At 61.3% G+C, this 13,624-nt stretch carries 18 protein-coding genes and 1 other RNA gene; 8 read left to right on the top strand and 11 right to left on the bottom strand.

Translation table 11 applies throughout. The annotated features are described in order from the left end of the window. Nucleotides 1–15: 15 nt before the first annotated feature. From ACWUKX_RS11095 to ACWUKX_RS11080, 4 genes are all read right to left on the bottom strand, one after another. Entirely contained in the window at nt 16–813 is a 798-nt protein-coding gene (locus ACWUKX_RS11095; RefSeq protein WP_456006629.1) for an MBL fold metallo-hydrolase, read from the bottom strand. Between the two features lie 32 nt (nt 814–845). Beyond that, the gene (locus tag ACWUKX_RS11090) at nt 846–2,036 is read right to left on the bottom strand and encodes a vWA domain-containing protein (RefSeq protein ID WP_456006627.1); all 1,191 of its coding nucleotides are present in this window, start codon (nt 2,034–2,036) and stop codon (nt 846–848) included. Between the two features lie 8 nt (nt 2,037–2,044). After that, on the bottom strand, nt 2,045–2,491 hold the full coding sequence (locus ACWUKX_RS11085) for an N-acetyltransferase family protein (protein ID WP_456006626.1): 447 nt from the start codon (nt 2,489–2,491) through the stop codon (nt 2,045–2,047). 177 nt (nt 2,492–2,668) lie between these two features. Continuing rightward, nucleotides 2,669–3,508: an AAA family ATPase gene (locus ACWUKX_RS11080; protein ID WP_127208552.1), complete on the bottom strand. Its 840-nt coding sequence runs from the start codon at nt 3,506–3,508 to the stop codon at nt 2,669–2,671. A 181-nt stretch (nt 3,509–3,689) separates the two neighbouring features. Here ACWUKX_RS11080 and ssrS point away from each other — a divergent pair. The 4 genes from ssrS (at nt 3,690) to ACWUKX_RS11060 (ending at nt 6,367) form a co-directional block, all read left to right on the top strand. Continuing rightward, nucleotides 3,690–3,845, top strand: a non-coding RNA gene (gene ssrS / locus ACWUKX_RS11075) — 6S RNA. Between the two features lie 192 nt (nt 3,846–4,037). Then, on the top strand, nt 4,038–4,625 hold the full coding sequence (locus ACWUKX_RS11070) for a 5-formyltetrahydrofolate cyclo-ligase (RefSeq protein ID WP_456006625.1): 588 nt from the start codon (nt 4,038–4,040) through the stop codon (nt 4,623–4,625). An 81-nt stretch (nt 4,626–4,706) separates the two neighbouring features. Next, nucleotides 4,707–5,531, top strand: coding sequence for a TIGR00282 family metallophosphoesterase (locus ACWUKX_RS11065; RefSeq protein WP_065011231.1), 825 nt, complete (start codon nt 4,707–4,709; stop codon nt 5,529–5,531). 71 nt (nt 5,532–5,602) lie between these two features. Further along, nucleotides 5,603–6,367 (top strand): TerC family protein, encoded by a 765-nt coding sequence (locus ACWUKX_RS11060; RefSeq protein ID WP_029348937.1) that lies wholly within the window; start codon nt 5,603–5,605, stop codon nt 6,365–6,367. Nucleotides 6,368–6,401: 34 nt separating this feature from the next. Here the strand turns inward: ACWUKX_RS11060 and ACWUKX_RS11055 are convergent, their stop codons facing one another. The 3 genes from ACWUKX_RS11055 to ACWUKX_RS11045 are packed head-to-tail and all read right to left on the bottom strand — an operon-like array spanning nt 6,402 to nt 7,780. Continuing rightward, nucleotides 6,402–6,869, bottom strand: a complete 468-nt coding sequence (locus tag ACWUKX_RS11055; RefSeq protein WP_065011232.1) for an SRPBCC family protein — start codon at nt 6,867–6,869, stop codon at nt 6,402–6,404. 49 nt (nt 6,870–6,918) lie between these two features. Beyond that, nucleotides 6,919–7,281: a hypothetical protein gene (locus ACWUKX_RS11050; RefSeq protein WP_456006623.1), complete on the bottom strand. Its 363-nt coding sequence runs from the start codon at nt 7,279–7,281 to the stop codon at nt 6,919–6,921. 16 nt (nt 7,282–7,297) lie between these two features. Beyond that, a complete protein-coding gene (locus ACWUKX_RS11045; RefSeq protein WP_029348932.1) occupies nt 7,298–7,780 on the bottom strand; it encodes an SRPBCC domain-containing protein in 483 nt (160 codons plus the stop codon). 51 nt (nt 7,781–7,831) lie between these two features. Here ACWUKX_RS11045 and ACWUKX_RS11040 point away from each other — a divergent pair, with 51 nt between their 5' ends. From ACWUKX_RS11040 to ACWUKX_RS11030, 3 genes are all read left to right on the top strand, one after another. After that, nucleotides 7,832–8,155, top strand: coding sequence for an ArsR/SmtB family transcription factor (locus ACWUKX_RS11040; RefSeq protein ID WP_456006621.1), 324 nt, complete (start codon nt 7,832–7,834; stop codon nt 8,153–8,155). Nucleotides 8,156–8,380: 225 nt separating this feature from the next. Continuing rightward, nucleotides 8,381–9,130 (top strand): YebC/PmpR family DNA-binding transcriptional regulator, encoded by a 750-nt coding sequence (locus ACWUKX_RS11035; RefSeq protein WP_456006618.1) that lies wholly within the window; start codon nt 8,381–8,383, stop codon nt 9,128–9,130. A 99-nt stretch (nt 9,131–9,229) separates the two neighbouring features. Next, nucleotides 9,230–9,577, top strand: a complete 348-nt coding sequence (locus ACWUKX_RS11030; RefSeq protein WP_456006615.1) for a SelT/SelW/SelH family protein — start codon at nt 9,230–9,232, stop codon at nt 9,575–9,577. Nucleotides 9,578–9,725: 148 nt separating this feature from the next. Here the strand turns inward: ACWUKX_RS11030 and ACWUKX_RS11025 are convergent, their stop codons facing one another. The 3 genes from ACWUKX_RS11025 to ACWUKX_RS11015 form a co-directional block, all read right to left on the bottom strand. Further along, nucleotides 9,726–10,511, bottom strand: a complete 786-nt coding sequence (locus ACWUKX_RS11025) for a hypothetical protein (protein WP_456006612.1) — start codon at nt 10,509–10,511, stop codon at nt 9,726–9,728. Between the two features lie 466 nt (nt 10,512–10,977). Further along, on the bottom strand, nt 10,978–11,457 hold the full coding sequence (locus tag ACWUKX_RS11020; protein ID WP_456006609.1) for an anthrone oxygenase family protein: 480 nt from the start codon (nt 11,455–11,457) through the stop codon (nt 10,978–10,980). A 1-nt stretch (nt 11,458) separates the two neighbouring features. Beyond that, the gene (locus ACWUKX_RS11015; protein WP_456006606.1) at nt 11,459–12,292 is read right to left on the bottom strand and encodes an NmrA family transcriptional regulator; all 834 of its coding nucleotides are present in this window, start codon (nt 12,290–12,292) and stop codon (nt 11,459–11,461) included. A 112-nt stretch (nt 12,293–12,404) separates the two neighbouring features. On the opposite strand from ACWUKX_RS11015, the gene ACWUKX_RS11010 reads away from it, so the two are divergent. Beyond that, nucleotides 12,405–13,046, top strand: a complete 642-nt coding sequence (locus ACWUKX_RS11010) for a TetR/AcrR family transcriptional regulator (protein WP_456006604.1) — start codon at nt 12,405–12,407, stop codon at nt 13,044–13,046. A 9-nt stretch (nt 13,047–13,055) separates the two neighbouring features. Here the strand turns inward: ACWUKX_RS11010 and ACWUKX_RS11005 are convergent, their stop codons facing one another. Next, nucleotides 13,056–13,574, bottom strand: coding sequence for a hypothetical protein (locus ACWUKX_RS11005; protein WP_456006602.1), 519 nt, complete (start codon nt 13,572–13,574; stop codon nt 13,056–13,058). Nucleotides 13,575–13,624 lie beyond the last annotated feature (50 nt).

The raw sequence follows: 13,624 nt of genomic DNA, 5'->3' as shown, positions 1-13,624 counted from the left end.
GCCGCGAAGAATTCCTCAGGCGATCGCCGCGAGATACCGCGCAACCGACGCTGCAAATGCCGTCTTTGCATCTCCGATGACGTTCTGGTTCCACCATGCGCCGTAGATATGGTCGAACGCGAAAGGCTCCAGCGCAGCCTCGATGCCGAGCACTTTCGCTGCATTGAGCGGGATGTAGTTGGGGTAGCTGTACATAAAGCTGACATGGCGGCGAGTCGGCGTCACCTGCAAGATGTCGCCGGCCAGGATGGCGTCGCCGCCCTCGCGTTTCCAGTGCAGCACCTGGCCACCGGCAAAGTGACCGCCGCAACGGATAAGTGTCAGCGCGGGGTTTAGGACGCGGGTCTCACCCTCCCAACTGACAACAGCCGGATGCGGCCGCATGATCCACTTGCGATCATCGGCGTGCAGGTAGATCGGCACGCCGCCAAACGCCTCGCTCCACTCGACCATTGCCGAATAATAATGGCAGTGCGAAATGGCGATCGCGGCCAGGCCGCCCCGTCGGTTGATTTCGGCCACCGCCTCGTCGCTGACCATCGAGATGCAGTCCCACAGGACATTGCCATACGCCGTTTGCGCCAGCAGCGCCCGCTGACCGATGGCGAAGCGCGGCTCGACGCCGAAGCCTAGCAGACCGGCGTCGTCCTTGATCACGATCCGATGCCCGGCGGCGAGCTCTTCCGGCGTGATCCAGGCCTGGCCCTCCCATCGCACATATTGCCGCTCGTCCTCGCAGATCGGGCAATGGTTCGGCGGCGCGGCTGCCGCCGTGAACTGGACGCCACATTGCAGGCAGAGGAAACAGGTCATCGGCCTTCCTGTCTTGCTTGCCGGAAATCCATTCAGTGCTTCCTTGAAAGTTGCTTCGTCGCGGCTTCGAGCCCGGCGAGCGTCAGCGGAAACATGCGGCCGCCAAAGATATCGCGGATCATGGCGATCGAATGGGTGAAACCCCAGTTCTTCTGGTTTTCCGGGTTGAGCCATACCGCGTTCGGCCATTGCTGCAGCAGACGGCCGAGCCAGACGACGGCGGCCTCCGGATTCCAGTGCTCGACCGAGCCGCCGGGATGCGCGATCTCGTAAGGGCTCATCGAAGCATCGCCGACGACGATCACCTTGTAGTCCGGGCCGTATTTGTGGAGGAGGTCGAAGGTCGGGATCACCTCCGCATGGCGGCGGCGATTGTCCTTCCAAACGCCTTCGTAAAGGCAGTTGTGGAAGTAAAAGTATTCGAGCTGGCGGAATTCGGCACGGGCAGCCGAAAACAGCTCCTCGACGCTTTTGATGTGGTCGTCCATCGAACCGCCGACGTCGAAGAACATCAGCAGCTTCACGGCATTGCGTCGCTCAGGTCGCGTCTGCACGTCGAGATAGCCATGTTCGGCCGTGGCGTGGATGGTGCCGGGCAGGTCGAACTCCTCCTCGGCGCCTTCGCGCACCCAGCGGCGCAGGCGCTTCAGCGCGATCTTGATGTTGCGGGTGCCGAGCTCGACGGCATCGTCGAAATTCCTGAACTCGCGCTTGTCCCAGACCTTTATCGCGCGGCGGTTGCGGCTATCGTGCTGGCCGATGCGCACGCCTTCGGGGTTGTAGCCGTAGGCGCCGAAGGGCGAGGTGCCGCCGGTGCCGATCCATTTCGAGCCACCCTGGTGGCGGCCCTTCTGTTCCTCCAGCCGCTTCTTCAGCGTTTCCATCAGCTTTTCGAAACCGCCGAGCGCTTCGACCAGCTTTTTCTCCTCATCGGTCAGGTGCTTTTCGGCAAGCCGGCGCAGCCATTCCTCCGGAATGTTTTCGACATCGACCGCGTTTTCGCCAGCCAGCGCTTCGACGCCCTTGAAAACGTGCGAAAAGACCTGGTCGAAACGGTCGATGTGGCGCTCGTCCTTCACCAGTGCTGAGCGGGCGAGATAGTAAAATCCCTCGACGTCATAGTCGACCAGCCCCGCCTCCAACCCCTCAAGCAGCCACAGATATTCTCGGAGCGAGACCGGAACCCGCGCAGCCTTCAGTTCGAGGAAGAAGGGGATGAACATCGCACTGCCTATAGCAGATCATACTCGATGAAGCCGGTCCGCCGCGCCACGTAGTCGTAGAGCTTGCGCGCTGTGGTGTTGGTTTCGTGGGTCATCCAGTAGACGTTCTTGACGCCGACCTTGCCGGCTTCCTGCTTGACCGCTTCGATCAGGGCGGCGCCGACGCCCTTGCCGCGCACATCCGGGTCGGCGAACAGGTCCTGCAGATAGCAATTGTTCATCTGCGACCAGCAGGAGCGATGATAGAGATAGTGCGTCAGGCCGACCGCCTTGCCGTCGAGGGTGGCGATGAACCCCTTCGGTTCGAACTCACCCGCCGTGAACAGGCGCTTCCAGGTGACGGCGTAGACCTCCTCCGGCAGTCTGGTTTCGTAGAAGGTGAGGTAGGCAGTCCACAGACGCTGCCAGTCGGCGTGGTCGGATTGTGCCAGTGGGCGGACGGTGATCCCGGTCATTTCATTCCTTTCCGAAGCTTCATGCCCAGGCTGCCTCGGTGCCCGGCCGGCGGCAACGGTCCAGCAACGGGAAAGCGCTGTCCGACGCGTATGCCCGGCCCTCCGCTATGGCTCCGGGCGTTCGTCGCTCCAAAAGCCAAATCGTTGGCTTTTCGTCGGCCTTTGGCCGACCGCTCCTCACCCCTGCCTTCTCGCCATAAATGCCAGGCGCTCGAACAAATGCACGTCCTGTTCGTTCTTCAAAAGCGCACCATGCAATTTCGGCAGCGCATTCTTCGGATCGGCGCGCAGATCCTCGGGCGCGATGTCATCGGCGACCAAGAGTCTGATCCAATCGAGCGCCTCGGAGGTCGACGGCTTCTTCTTCAGGCCAGGCACGTCGCGGATCTCGTAGAACTGGGTCAATGCGGCGCGCACCAGGTTTTGCTTTATGCCGGGATAGTGCACGTCGACAATCCTGTGCAACGTCTCGACATCGGGGAAGCGGATATAGTGGAAGAAGCAGCGGCGCAGGAAGGCGTCCGGCAGTTCCTTCTCGTTGTTGGAGGTGATGATGACGATCGGGCGCACTGCGGCGCGGATCGTTTCGCCGGTCTCGTAGACGAAGAACTCCATCCTATCGAGTTCCTGCAACAGGTCGTTGGGGAACTCGATATCTGCCTTGTCGATCTCGTCGATCAGAAGCACGACCTTCTTGCCTGCGGCGAACGCGTCCCACAGCTTGCCGCGGTTGATATAGTTCCTGATGTCGTTGAAGCGCTCGTCGCCGAGCTGGCTGTCGCGCAGCCGCGAGACGGCGTCATACTCGTAGAGGCCCTGCTGCGCCCTTGTCGTCGACTTGACGTGCCATTCGATCAGCTCGAGGCCGAGCGCCGCCGCCACTTGCCTGGCCAGTTCGGTCTTGCCGGTGCCGGGCTCGCCCTTGACCAGCAATGGCCGCTCCAGCGCGATCGCCGCATTGACCGCCACCATCAGATCCTTGTCGGCGACATAGGCCGCCGTGCCTTCGAAACGCATTCTTGCTCCTCGGTTTTGATGGGCAACCGTAAGGAGACAGTCCAGGCTGTGCAAGGCACCGCGGCGAGGCGCGGTGAAACCTCGTGTCGCGCATGTCCCAGGCAGGGCTTTGTGACGAATTAAGCCGGCGAACATGGCCATCTCTCTGGCGCTTGGTCGATCGTCAGCCTATATTGCTCGTGACGGTCTGCGCTTCCCGGCAGGAGAACATTTTCCCCGGGGCCTTAATGATCCCTAGGGAGCTGTCCCTGGGAAGACCCGTGGGTTTTCTCATACGGCGCCCACCTACTTTGTAGGTTCCCGGGATCGCTCTCTCCACCGGTTGTGTGGATCGTCACCCATCAAAAAGGCCATCTTTGGCGGATTTTGTCGCACCGCTTTGTGCGGTGCTCACGAACGAAAAGTTCGCTCCGCTGATCTCATTTCGCATGATCTTTTCACCGAACCGCTGACACTTCGGTGGATCATGCGGTAGAAAACGTCGCTCCTAAAACGCCCTCCAAATCTGATCTTTTCTACACGTCCGCGCATGACAACCTCGAAAGACCGAAAAAGACATTTGCGACGCGAAGCACTCGGGCGCCGCGACGCGCTCGATCCATTCTGGCGGGTGGAGGCAGCGCTCGAAATGGCCGAGACGGCGCGGGACAGCATTGCGATAGAGCCTGGCCAGATCGTCTCCGGCTTCTGGCCGATGCGCTCGGAAGTCGATATCCGGCCGCTGATGTTCGCCTTGCGCGAAAAGGGAGCAAGGCTTTGCCTGCCGGCGATTCTCGACAAGACCACCATCGTCTTTCGCGAACTGGTGCGTGGCGCACCGATGGTCGACATGGGGTTCGGCACCGTCGGACCACATGAGGAGGCGGAGGTGCTCGATCCCCAGGTGATGCTCGTGCCGCTCGCGGCTTTCGACGCGCGCGGCCACCGGATTGGCTACGGCGCCGGTTATTACGACCGCGCGATCGCGCGGCTGGTCGACAAGGGGCAACCGCCGCGGCTGATCGGCATTGCTTTCGACTGCCAGGAGGTGGCGCTGGTGCCGGACGAGCCGCATGACGTGATCATCTCGGAAATACTCACCGAGAACGGGTTGCGCCGGTTCGTGCCGAAATTGTAGATAAGTTCCTGGACGCATGGTCTTTTCCGAAAGTCATGCAGCTTTTTGCTTCGCTGACCTTCGGTTCGGGATCATGCTTATATGAGACTTCTCTTCCTCGGCGATATGGTCGGCAAGACGGGACGCACGGCGGTGTGGGAACAACTGCCCGGCCTGATCTCGGATTTCAAACTCGACTTCGTCATCGTCAATGGTGAGAACGCCGCCGGCGGCTTCGGCATCACCGAAGAGATCTTTCGCGAGACGATCTCGGCGGGTGCCGATGTCGTCACCACCGGGAACCATGTCTGGGACCAGCGCGACGCGCTGGTTTTCGCCCCGCGCGAGGAGCGGTTCCTGCGCCCGTCCAATTTCCCCAAGGGCACGCCGGGGCGCGGCTCCGGCGTCTACATTGCCAGGAATGGCGCGCGCGTTCTGGTCGCCAACATCATGGGCCGGGTGTTCATGCATCCCGAACTCGACGATCCGTTCCAGGCCGGTGAGCGCGAGCTTGCCGCCTGCCCGCTCGGCGAGCAGGCCGATGCGGTGGTCATCGATTTCCATGCCGAGGCGACCTCCGAAAAAATGTGCTTTGCGCATTTCGTCGACGGCCGCGCCAGTCTCGTCGTCGGCACCCACACGCACCAGCCGACCGGCGACCACCACATCCTCAATGGCGGCACCGGCTATATCTCCGACGCCGGCATGTGCGGCGACTATGATTCCTCGCTCGGCATGGACAAGGAGGAGCCGCTCAACCGGTTTCTGTCGAAGGTGCCGAAAGGACGCTTCGAGGCGGCGACCGGCCCGGCGACATTGTGCGGCGTCGGGGTCGACATTTCGGATCGCAGCGGCCTGACCGAGCGGATTGCGCCGTTTCGCCGCGGACCGCGGCTCGAGGAAACCGCGCCATCCTTCTGGTCGTGACATTGATATCAACGCCTGCGATACCTAACTGCCGGCGACACTGCTCTAGATCGTAAGAGGGGACGACCTCCATGCAGCTCATCGAATTCCTGGCGCCGCATTTCGCCTTTGTCTCCGATCCGACCGCGTGGGTCGCGTTGCTGACGCTGATCGTGCTGGAGGTCGTGCTCGGCATCGACAATCTGATCTTCATCTCGATCCTGACCAACAAATTGCCGGAGGCACAAAGGGCCCGCGCCCGGCGGCTCGGCATTTCCGCCGCGCTGATCATGCGGCTGGTGCTGCTTGCCACCATCTCGATCATCGTTCAGTTGACGGCGCCGGTATTCACCGCCTTTGGCCATGGCTTTTCCTGGCGCGATCTGATCCTGATCGCCGGCGGCCTATTCCTCGTCTGGAAAGCGACCAAGGAGATACACCACACGGTCGATCTCGAGGATCACCAGGACACGATGATGGGCGAGACGCTGCAGCTTTCGATGGCCGGCGCCATCTTCCAGATCCTGCTGCTCGACCTCGTCTTCTCGATCGATTCGATCATCACTGCGGTCGGCATGACCGACGAGATCGCCATCATGTACATCGCCGTTATCGTGGCAGTCACCGTGATGATGCTGGCGGCCGGGCCGCTCGCCAACTTCATCGCCAAGAACCCGAGCATCGTCATGCTGGCGCTGAGTTTCCTGCTGATGATCGGCATGACGCTGATCGCCGACGGCATGGGCTTCCATGTGCCGAAGGGCTACATCTACGCCGCCATGGGTTTTTCCGCCCTTGTCGAGGGCCTCAACATGCTGGCGCGACGTCGCAGAAAGGCAAAGGCCGGCGGGCACTAAGGTTGGCGCGCCGGTCTTGGGAAGCCGGTGCGTTCTAAGTCGCCGGAACACCCTTCGGATGACGGTCGCCGATCAGGCCAAGCGTCAGCCCTTGCTCCAGCCACGCCTTGGCGCCGGCGAGCACGAGCGCGAAGCCATCGGTCGAGCCGATCGCCTGCTTGACCTGTTCATCGGGGCTGCCGGCAAAACCGAAATTGCGAACCTCGACAAAGGTCGTGCCGCCCGGCATCTTGGTAAAAGTCCAGACCACCGTGGTCGGCGGATCGCTCCATTGTATGACGATCTTTTCGTTCCTGACGATCTCGCTGACCGTGACCGGCGCCGAGACGTCATACATGCGCCATTCCCAGCGAACCTCCTTGCCGCTGTCGAGTCTGTCGCTGCCATGAGTGAACCAGAATTTCCGGGTGATCGCCGGATCGACGATGGCTTCGAACACTTCTGCGACCGGCCGCCGGATCAGCATGCCGGCTTCGGCGGTAGGTGTCTCGCGGATTTCCATGTCGTCCTCCTTCTCAAGTCGGTGCCGCCCCTGTCGCCAGGCGTCGGGGTCACCAGGCGTCGGGTTCGCGCACCAGGTGGATAATATTGGCCGGATTGGTGATCCAGCCGCCGCGGAAATCTTCGCCGAGCGCCTCGATGGCGTCGCAGCGCACGACGCCGGCCTTGGCGAGATGATCGGCGGCGGCCGGAAAATCGTCGGTGAACAGCTCCAGCCAGACCTCGGCCTGGCTCAGCATCGGCGCTTCGTCGATCCACAGGCGATTGGGGCCGAGTTCGAAACCAACGGCCGGCGCCTTGGCCGTGAACGGTTTTAGGCCGACAACATCGCGGTAGAAGGCGATCGTGTCCTGATATTGGTGGGGCGGCACTTTCATGGCGATGTTGATGCCGCCGGTGATCTTCGCAGCCATTCTTTCCTCCGTCTTCTCAGATATTGTCTTCACTGGCCGGTTCGCCCTTCATCTCGCTGCGGTAATAGCCGTCGCGCAAATTGATCCCGTATTCGACATAGGCCTTCATGCAGGCCAGCATCTGCGACCAGCCCTCGCAATTGAGGTAGGACTTCTTCAGGCCGACCGCGTCCTCGTGCCAGCCGGCCTCGGCGATGGTGACGAAGGTGCCGCCGTCGTCCAGCGGCTCGAAATTCATCTCGATGCGCGTCTTGTAAGCCGGCTTGCCGTCGGCGTCGGTGGCATCCCAGCGCAGCACGATGCGGTTGTTTTTCTCCACCTCGTCGACCTCGACCGGGACCTTGCCCCACCAGACGACCTTGGCGCCGGCCACCAGCGGGGCGCTGGCGCCGCCGATGGTGGTGAAATAGCCGCTGAGCTTCTTCGGATTGACGACCGCATCGAAGACTTCGGCGACCGGTTTGCCGATGCGGCCCGAAACCCTGAATCCAAGAGACATATCCACAGCTCCTTCCTTGATCAGATCGGTATTATGTTATAAAAATATAACATGTCAAGCAAAGCGCAGGATGACAATGTTTTTAAGGCGCTGGCGCATCCGCGCCGGCGTGCGCTGCTGGACGAGCTGAAGGACGCGCCGCGCACCACCGGCATGCTGTGCGATGCCTTTCCCGACATGGACCGCTGCACCGTCATGCTGCATCTGAAAGTGCTGGAGGAAGCCGACCTGGTCGTCGCGCGGCGCGAGGGGCGCGAACGCTGGAATCATCTCAATGCGCTGCCGATCAAGCAGATCCACGACCGCTGGATCAGCCAGTACGCCACGCATGCGATCAGCATTCTCGACCGGCTGAGATCCGATCTGGAGGGGTGAAATGGCTGCAAGAAAGCAGCTGGCGGTTACGTTGCCGCACCGCCTTACGGCGCGGCTGGACGAATTGAGCCGATTTATCTATAAGCCGGCCATTCCGAGATAGAGCGCCGTACGTCCATCCGGACGCAGCAGGGACGCTCTGAAATTTTTAATTCGAGCATTTGGCAAAAGACGAGGTGACTACCTCGTTGCAGGATGCTCTGCCAAGAAGACGACAGGGGTGCCATGGCTGGCCATTCACAGTTCAAGAACATCATGCACCGCAAGGGCCGCCAGGACGCGGTGCGGTCGAAAATGTTTTCCAAGCTGGCGCGCGAAATAACCGTCGCCGCCAAGAGCGGCACGCCGGATCCGTCGATGAACCCGCGCCTGCGTCTTGCCGTGCAGAACGCCAAGGCGGTGTCGATGCCGAAGGACAACATCCAGCGCGCCATCAACAAGGCGTCGATGGGCGACGCCGAGACTTACGAAGCCGTGCGCTACGAAGGCTACGGGCCGGGCGGCGTCGCGCTGATCGTCGAGGCGCTGACCGACAACCGCAACCGCTCGGCGTCGAATGTGCGCGCCGCCTTCACCAAGGCCGGTGGGGCGATGGGCGAAACCGGCTCGGTGTCGTTCATGTGGGACCGTGTCGGCGAGATCTTCTATCCAGCATCGGTCGGGAGCGCCGAGAAGGTGATGGACGCGGCGATCGAGGCCGGGGCCGACGACGTCCAGTCGGACGAGGAAGGCCACACGATCTATTGCGCTTTCGAGAATCTCGGCGAAGTGTCGAAGGCGCTGGAAGGCGCGCTCGGCGAGGCAGAATCGGTGAAGCCGATCTGGAAGCCGCAGACCAACATTGCGGTCGACGAGGAGCGGGCACAGTCGCTGATGAAGCTGGTTGCGACGCTCGATGACGATGACGACGTGCAGAGCGTCTACGCCAATTTCGAAGTCGACGACGAAACCATGGCGAAGCTTAGCGCGGCATGAGCAAGGCTCAGCCCGGCATGAGCAAGGAGCCCGGCATGAGCGAGCTCAGCCCGGCATGAGCGAGCTCAGCCCGAGACATGAGGGAGCTCAGTCCGAGATATGAGCGGAGCTCAATCCGACGTGACCGAAAAGGCGCTGCCGACCATCCGCATCACCTATTGCACGCAGTGCCTGTGGCTGCTGCGGGCCGGCTGGATGGCGCAGGAGCTGCTGTCGACCTTCGCAACGGATCTGGGCGAGGTGACGCTGGTGCCCGGCACCGGCGGCATCTTCACCATTTCCTGCAACGACACGCTGGTCTGGGACCGCAAGCGCGACGGCGGCTTTCCCGATGCCGCAAAGCTCAAGCAGCTGGTTCGCGATGTGATCGATCCGGACCGCGATCTCGGCCATGCCGACCGCAAGGGCCATAAGTCCAACGATCCCACTTCAAAAGATACTGCCTGACGCGCCAGCCCCTAACCGAAGTGTGGAAACCGAAGATGCTGTTGTTGGCAGGACAGCAGCGAGTGGCTTGTTCCAACCCCGAGTAAGCACGAGTCTAAAAGCATAGCCAGATTACTAGAATGTGGACTCGCACTAGATGGATCACGCGCTATTGCTCGTAGGGCGCGTCCAGATCGGCACAATAGTCGAAGTCCAGATCAGGGATAGGTACATCCATGATCGACGCAAGCACACGGCACATGCGCCGCGGTGGGAGTTCGACCATGCCGAACGGCGGAGCCCAGCTTTCGACCTTGCGGCTCATCAAGTCCCGCAGAGGTGCTACGTGCTGCTTGGCTCGTGGGCCGCCAAAAGCCAAGGCATAACCCATCTCATATAGTCGGTTGCGGATGTCCCGTGGAACGACGCGATCTCTTGGGAGTGTCGCCAGTTTGTCTGCCATCGCTTTCTCGACGACGTGCAATGCCATCGGGTGCTCTCCGGCAACAGCGATCTGTGCAGCTCCGGTGCCCATGGAGTTTTCGATAGAAATCTGTTCGTAGGCTCGGGCCGCATACGGTCGCGAATGCAGTCCGAGACCAGCAAGGGTCGCGCGCGCAAACGGGCGGATGTCGCGGGAACGGAATGTCTCCGATTGTTGAACCGTGTCGTTAAAGGCGCTTTCGGCAACCACTCTGGCCAAATCCTCGCTCGGGTTCGGCAGCCTAGCTATCAGCTGCAGTTCGTACTCAACGATACGCCCCCGTCGAAAATGGTCAGAACTGTTAATGAGTTGCGCGGCTCTTTGGTACTCATCGAGGTCGTCGCAAACTCGCGTGCTCTCCCGATCCTCTCTCCGGTAGAGACCATGAGACAAAAATCTATGCGCGCCAATGGCAAGGAAGCCGGCTTCGGCAACAGAGAATTCAAGCACGTCGACAGCGACTTTGACCAAGGCTTGCTCTCGCTCATTCGGCTCGAGGCAGGTCCCAAACCCGTGAGGTGAAAGTCCGGGAGGAGGAATCGCCTCCGTTAGTTCAAACTCCGTAGTCTTCGGCTTGCGGAAATAGCCAGCCGCTCCAACTGCATAAGCGACCACAGCGAGGATCGCTGAAAGGAAGATGATTCCGAGAACCCTTAAGAATGTCCTCAAATGACCTCACCCCTTGCTGAAATGTGAGAAGTCGCTGAGGCAGCTATTTTGCGCGCGCTGGCCCATCATGCTCACTCTTGCCCAGCTCCGAAAAGACCCATTGAAGGGCGGGAAAGGCGAGGGATTCTCGCATGCTTCAGATTTTTGTAGCAAGAGAGAATCCCATAAGCCTATGCGACTTATGGGATTCTCGGGAACTTCAACTTGAAGTCAACATTCCGGTTAAGGGCTGGGACTGACGCGGGGTTTTTCCATTTCTGCCCTGCATTCACCGCCACGCCACGATGAAGCAGCCCAACGCGGCGATGGCGGTAATGGTGCGGACATGGTTCCACATCACCCAGTCCCTGAGATAAGTGGTCCACACCGCGGCGCCGTTGGCGCTTGCCGGATCGACGGCGGCCAGCGCGTTGTTGAGCGGCACGTTGAAGATCATGGTCACGATCAGGTTGCCGACGACATAGATTAGGGCGCCGGCGAGAAGCCAGAACGAACCCGGCTGGCTCCAGCCGAGAATGGCGCCGACAACGAGGACGAGGCAGACCAGTCCGGTGCCGAAAAGCGCGGTCATGAACATCGGCGTCACCGCAGTGACGTTGATCGAATTCATGGCGGCGATGCCGACCGCGGCAGGCATGCGGGCGAGGCCCGGCATGACGAAGCTGGAAAAGGCGAAGAAGACACCAGCGACGACGCCCGAGCCGAGCGCGGCTACGAAGGTTAGGATAGGGAGCAGTTTCATGATCATGTCAGTTGCTCCAGATGCCCGTAGCGGCGGTTTCGGTTGCGTAGGCGGAGAAGTCCCTTGGCGCTCGGCCGAGCACGCGCTCGACGCCGTCGGCCAGCGCCTCGTTGCGGCCGTCGAGCACTTCTGTGAACAGTTCGTTGAGCAGCCAGGCAAACTCGGCCGGCAGCTCGTGCGCGGCGATTGCGGCGGCGAACTCGGCATGGGAAATCTGCTTGAAGCCGATGTTGCGGCCAGCCGCCTTGCCGATCTCGGCGATCGCGTCGGCGAAACTCAGCAGCCTTGGTCCAGTCAGCTCGTACAGCTGGCCGATATGGCCTTGCCGGGTAAGCACTGTCACGGCGGCGTCGGCGATGTCGTCGGCATCGACGAACGGTTCTCTGACATTGCCGACCGGCAAAGCCACCTCACCGGCGAGCAGCGGATCGAGAAAAAAACTCTCGCTGAAGTTCTGGGAAAACCAGGCGCAGCGCAGGATCGTCCAGTCGGCGCCTGAGGCCTTCAGCATCTCTTCGGCGCGTTGCGCTTCGGTTTCGCCACGCCCCGACAGCAGCACCAGCCGGCGCACACCGCGCTCCACGGCAAGTTTGGCGAAGGCGCCGACCGCTTCGGCGGCACCCGGCACCGCAAGATCGGGATAGTAGCTGATGTAGACGGCCCCGACACCATCAAGCGCGGGTTCCCAGGTCGTGTTGTTTTCCCAGTCGAAGGGCGGCGTGCCCGAGCGCGAGCCGATCCGCACTGGCAGGCCCTGCGCCGTCAGCCGGTCTGCGAGACGACGGCCGGTCTTGCCGGTGCCGCCGAGGATTAAAGTCGGTTTCCGTACTGTGTCGATCATGGGTGATTTCCTTTGTTCACAAACATGAGTAATCCTCACATTTGCAAAACGTGATAAACCCTCGTATTTTGCGAGTCAAGCCAATTTGTTGATCATTCGCTAGGAGACAGTGATGGAAGGCTCGACCGTATCGGGTTCACAGGATGGCCAGATCGCATCGCCGCGCCGGGCGCCAAGCCAGCAACGCAGCCGCGAACGGGTCGAACGGATGCTTGCCGCCGCTTCCGCGCTGATCGCCGAGCAAGGCAGCGATGCCATGCGCATGGGCGAAGTGGCGGAACGGGCCGGCGTGTCGATCGGTTCGCTCTACCAGTTCTTCCCGGACAAGCGGGCGATCGTCTGGGCGCTGGCCGAGCGCTACACCGCTGAAAGCCAGGCCTGCATCGCGGCAGCACTTGCCGAGGTTAGCGACGCGGAAGGGCTGCGGCGGGCGTTTTCCGAGCTGGTGGATATCTATTACGGGCTGTTCCTGGCGGAGCCGGTGATGCGCGACATCTGGTCGGGCACACAGGCCGACAAGGCGCTGCGCGAACTCGAGCTCACCGACAGCCGGGCCAACGCCGAATTCCTCACCGCCGTGCTGAAGCGGCTGCGCCCCACCGCCGATCCGGCGGCGCTGGAAACGACGGCGTTTCTCATCTGGCAGATGGGCGAGGCAACCATGCGGCTGGCGATCTCGGTCGGGCGGCAAGAGGGCGACGACTTGGTCGCCGCCTACAAGCGCATGGCGCTGCGCGAATTGGTCGGCGAATAGAGCCGGAGACTACCGGCCGAAATAATCCCGTAGCATTTCCGTGCGCTCATCTTCCGCGCACATCGCCATACGGCCGAGGCTGAACCGGCCTCTATGAAGGGCGACAACGGCCAATGCGCAGTTTACGGTCGGGTCGTCCGCCGAAACTGCCAGATCCCGCAAGGCCAATTCGAAGAGGATCTGCCACGCAGTTTTGTAGTGTGGTTCGATCCAATCCGGAATCGGCGGGTTCCGGTCGTAGGCCAATCGCGCTTCTTCGATCGTCGCGGCCAGACCGTAAGCTCCCCAATATACTGGAGTTTGGCCTTCGGAGATGCGAGCCAGTTCCACAACCGCGGCGAAAGATGCGTCTCCAACATCGCCCTGATGATGCAGTTCGTTCCAGAGCTCGTCCCAGACTGACTTGTCATCGTAGTGAACGGCCAGTCTTCGCAAGGCCGGTCGTGGATCATAAACGACCTTGTATCCGCCCGTGAGGCCGGACCATCGTTCATCGTTGAATGCCATCATGTCGCCGTCCTTCGCCAACCAGTCGACCCTCCTGTGCCGGGTGGCTCCAGTCAACAAAAAACCCGCCA

The sequence above is a fragment of the Mesorhizobium sp. f-mel genome (assembly GCF_053850215.1).
The sequence above is the reverse complement of the archived record's forward strand: the minus strand, read 5'-3'. Positions and strand labels throughout refer to the sequence as shown.

Coding starts and splice junctions, on each gene's coding strand:
- ACWUKX_RS11070 (WP_456006625.1), top strand. CDS start 4,038: ATGACAACCTCGAAAGACCGAAAAAGACATTTGCGACGCGAAGCACTC.
- ACWUKX_RS11020 (WP_456006609.1), bottom strand. CDS start 11,457: ATGATCATGAAACTGCTCCCTATCCTAACCTTCGTAGCCGCGCTCGGC.
- ACWUKX_RS11060 (WP_029348937.1), top strand. CDS start 5,603: ATGCAGCTCATCGAATTCCTGGCGCCGCATTTCGCCTTTGTCTCCGAT.
- ACWUKX_RS11085 (WP_456006626.1), bottom strand. CDS start 2,491: ATGACCGGGATCACCGTCCGCCCACTGGCACAATCCGACCACGCCGAC.
- ACWUKX_RS11090 (WP_456006627.1), bottom strand. CDS start 2,036: ATGTTCATCCCCTTCTTCCTCGAACTGAAGGCTGCGCGGGTTCCGGTC.
- ACWUKX_RS11065 (WP_065011231.1), top strand. CDS start 4,707: ATGAGACTTCTCTTCCTCGGCGATATGGTCGGCAAGACGGGACGCACG.
- ACWUKX_RS11055 (WP_065011232.1), bottom strand. CDS start 6,869: ATGGAAATCCGCGAGACACCTACCGCCGAAGCCGGCATGCTGATCCGG.
- ACWUKX_RS11035 (WP_456006618.1), top strand. CDS start 8,381: ATGGCTGGCCATTCACAGTTCAAGAACATCATGCACCGCAAGGGCCGC.
- ACWUKX_RS11050 (WP_456006623.1), bottom strand. CDS start 7,281: ATGGCTGCGAAGATCACCGGCGGCATCAACATCGCCATGAAAGTGCCG.
- ACWUKX_RS11030 (WP_456006615.1), top strand. CDS start 9,230: ATGAGCGGAGCTCAATCCGACGTGACCGAAAAGGCGCTGCCGACCATC.
- ACWUKX_RS11010 (WP_456006604.1), top strand. CDS start 12,405: ATGGAAGGCTCGACCGTATCGGGTTCACAGGATGGCCAGATCGCATCG.
- ACWUKX_RS11080 (WP_127208552.1), bottom strand. CDS start 3,508: ATGCGTTTCGAAGGCACGGCGGCCTATGTCGCCGACAAGGATCTGATG.
- ACWUKX_RS11015 (WP_456006606.1), bottom strand. CDS start 12,292: ATGATCGACACAGTACGGAAACCGACTTTAATCCTCGGCGGCACCGGC.
- ACWUKX_RS11040 (WP_456006621.1), top strand. CDS start 7,832: ATGTCAAGCAAAGCGCAGGATGACAATGTTTTTAAGGCGCTGGCGCAT.
- ACWUKX_RS11045 (WP_029348932.1), bottom strand. CDS start 7,780: ATGTCTCTTGGATTCAGGGTTTCGGGCCGCATCGGCAAACCGGTCGCC.
- ACWUKX_RS11095 (WP_456006629.1), bottom strand. CDS start 813: ATGACCTGTTTCCTCTGCCTGCAATGTGGCGTCCAGTTCACGGCGGCA.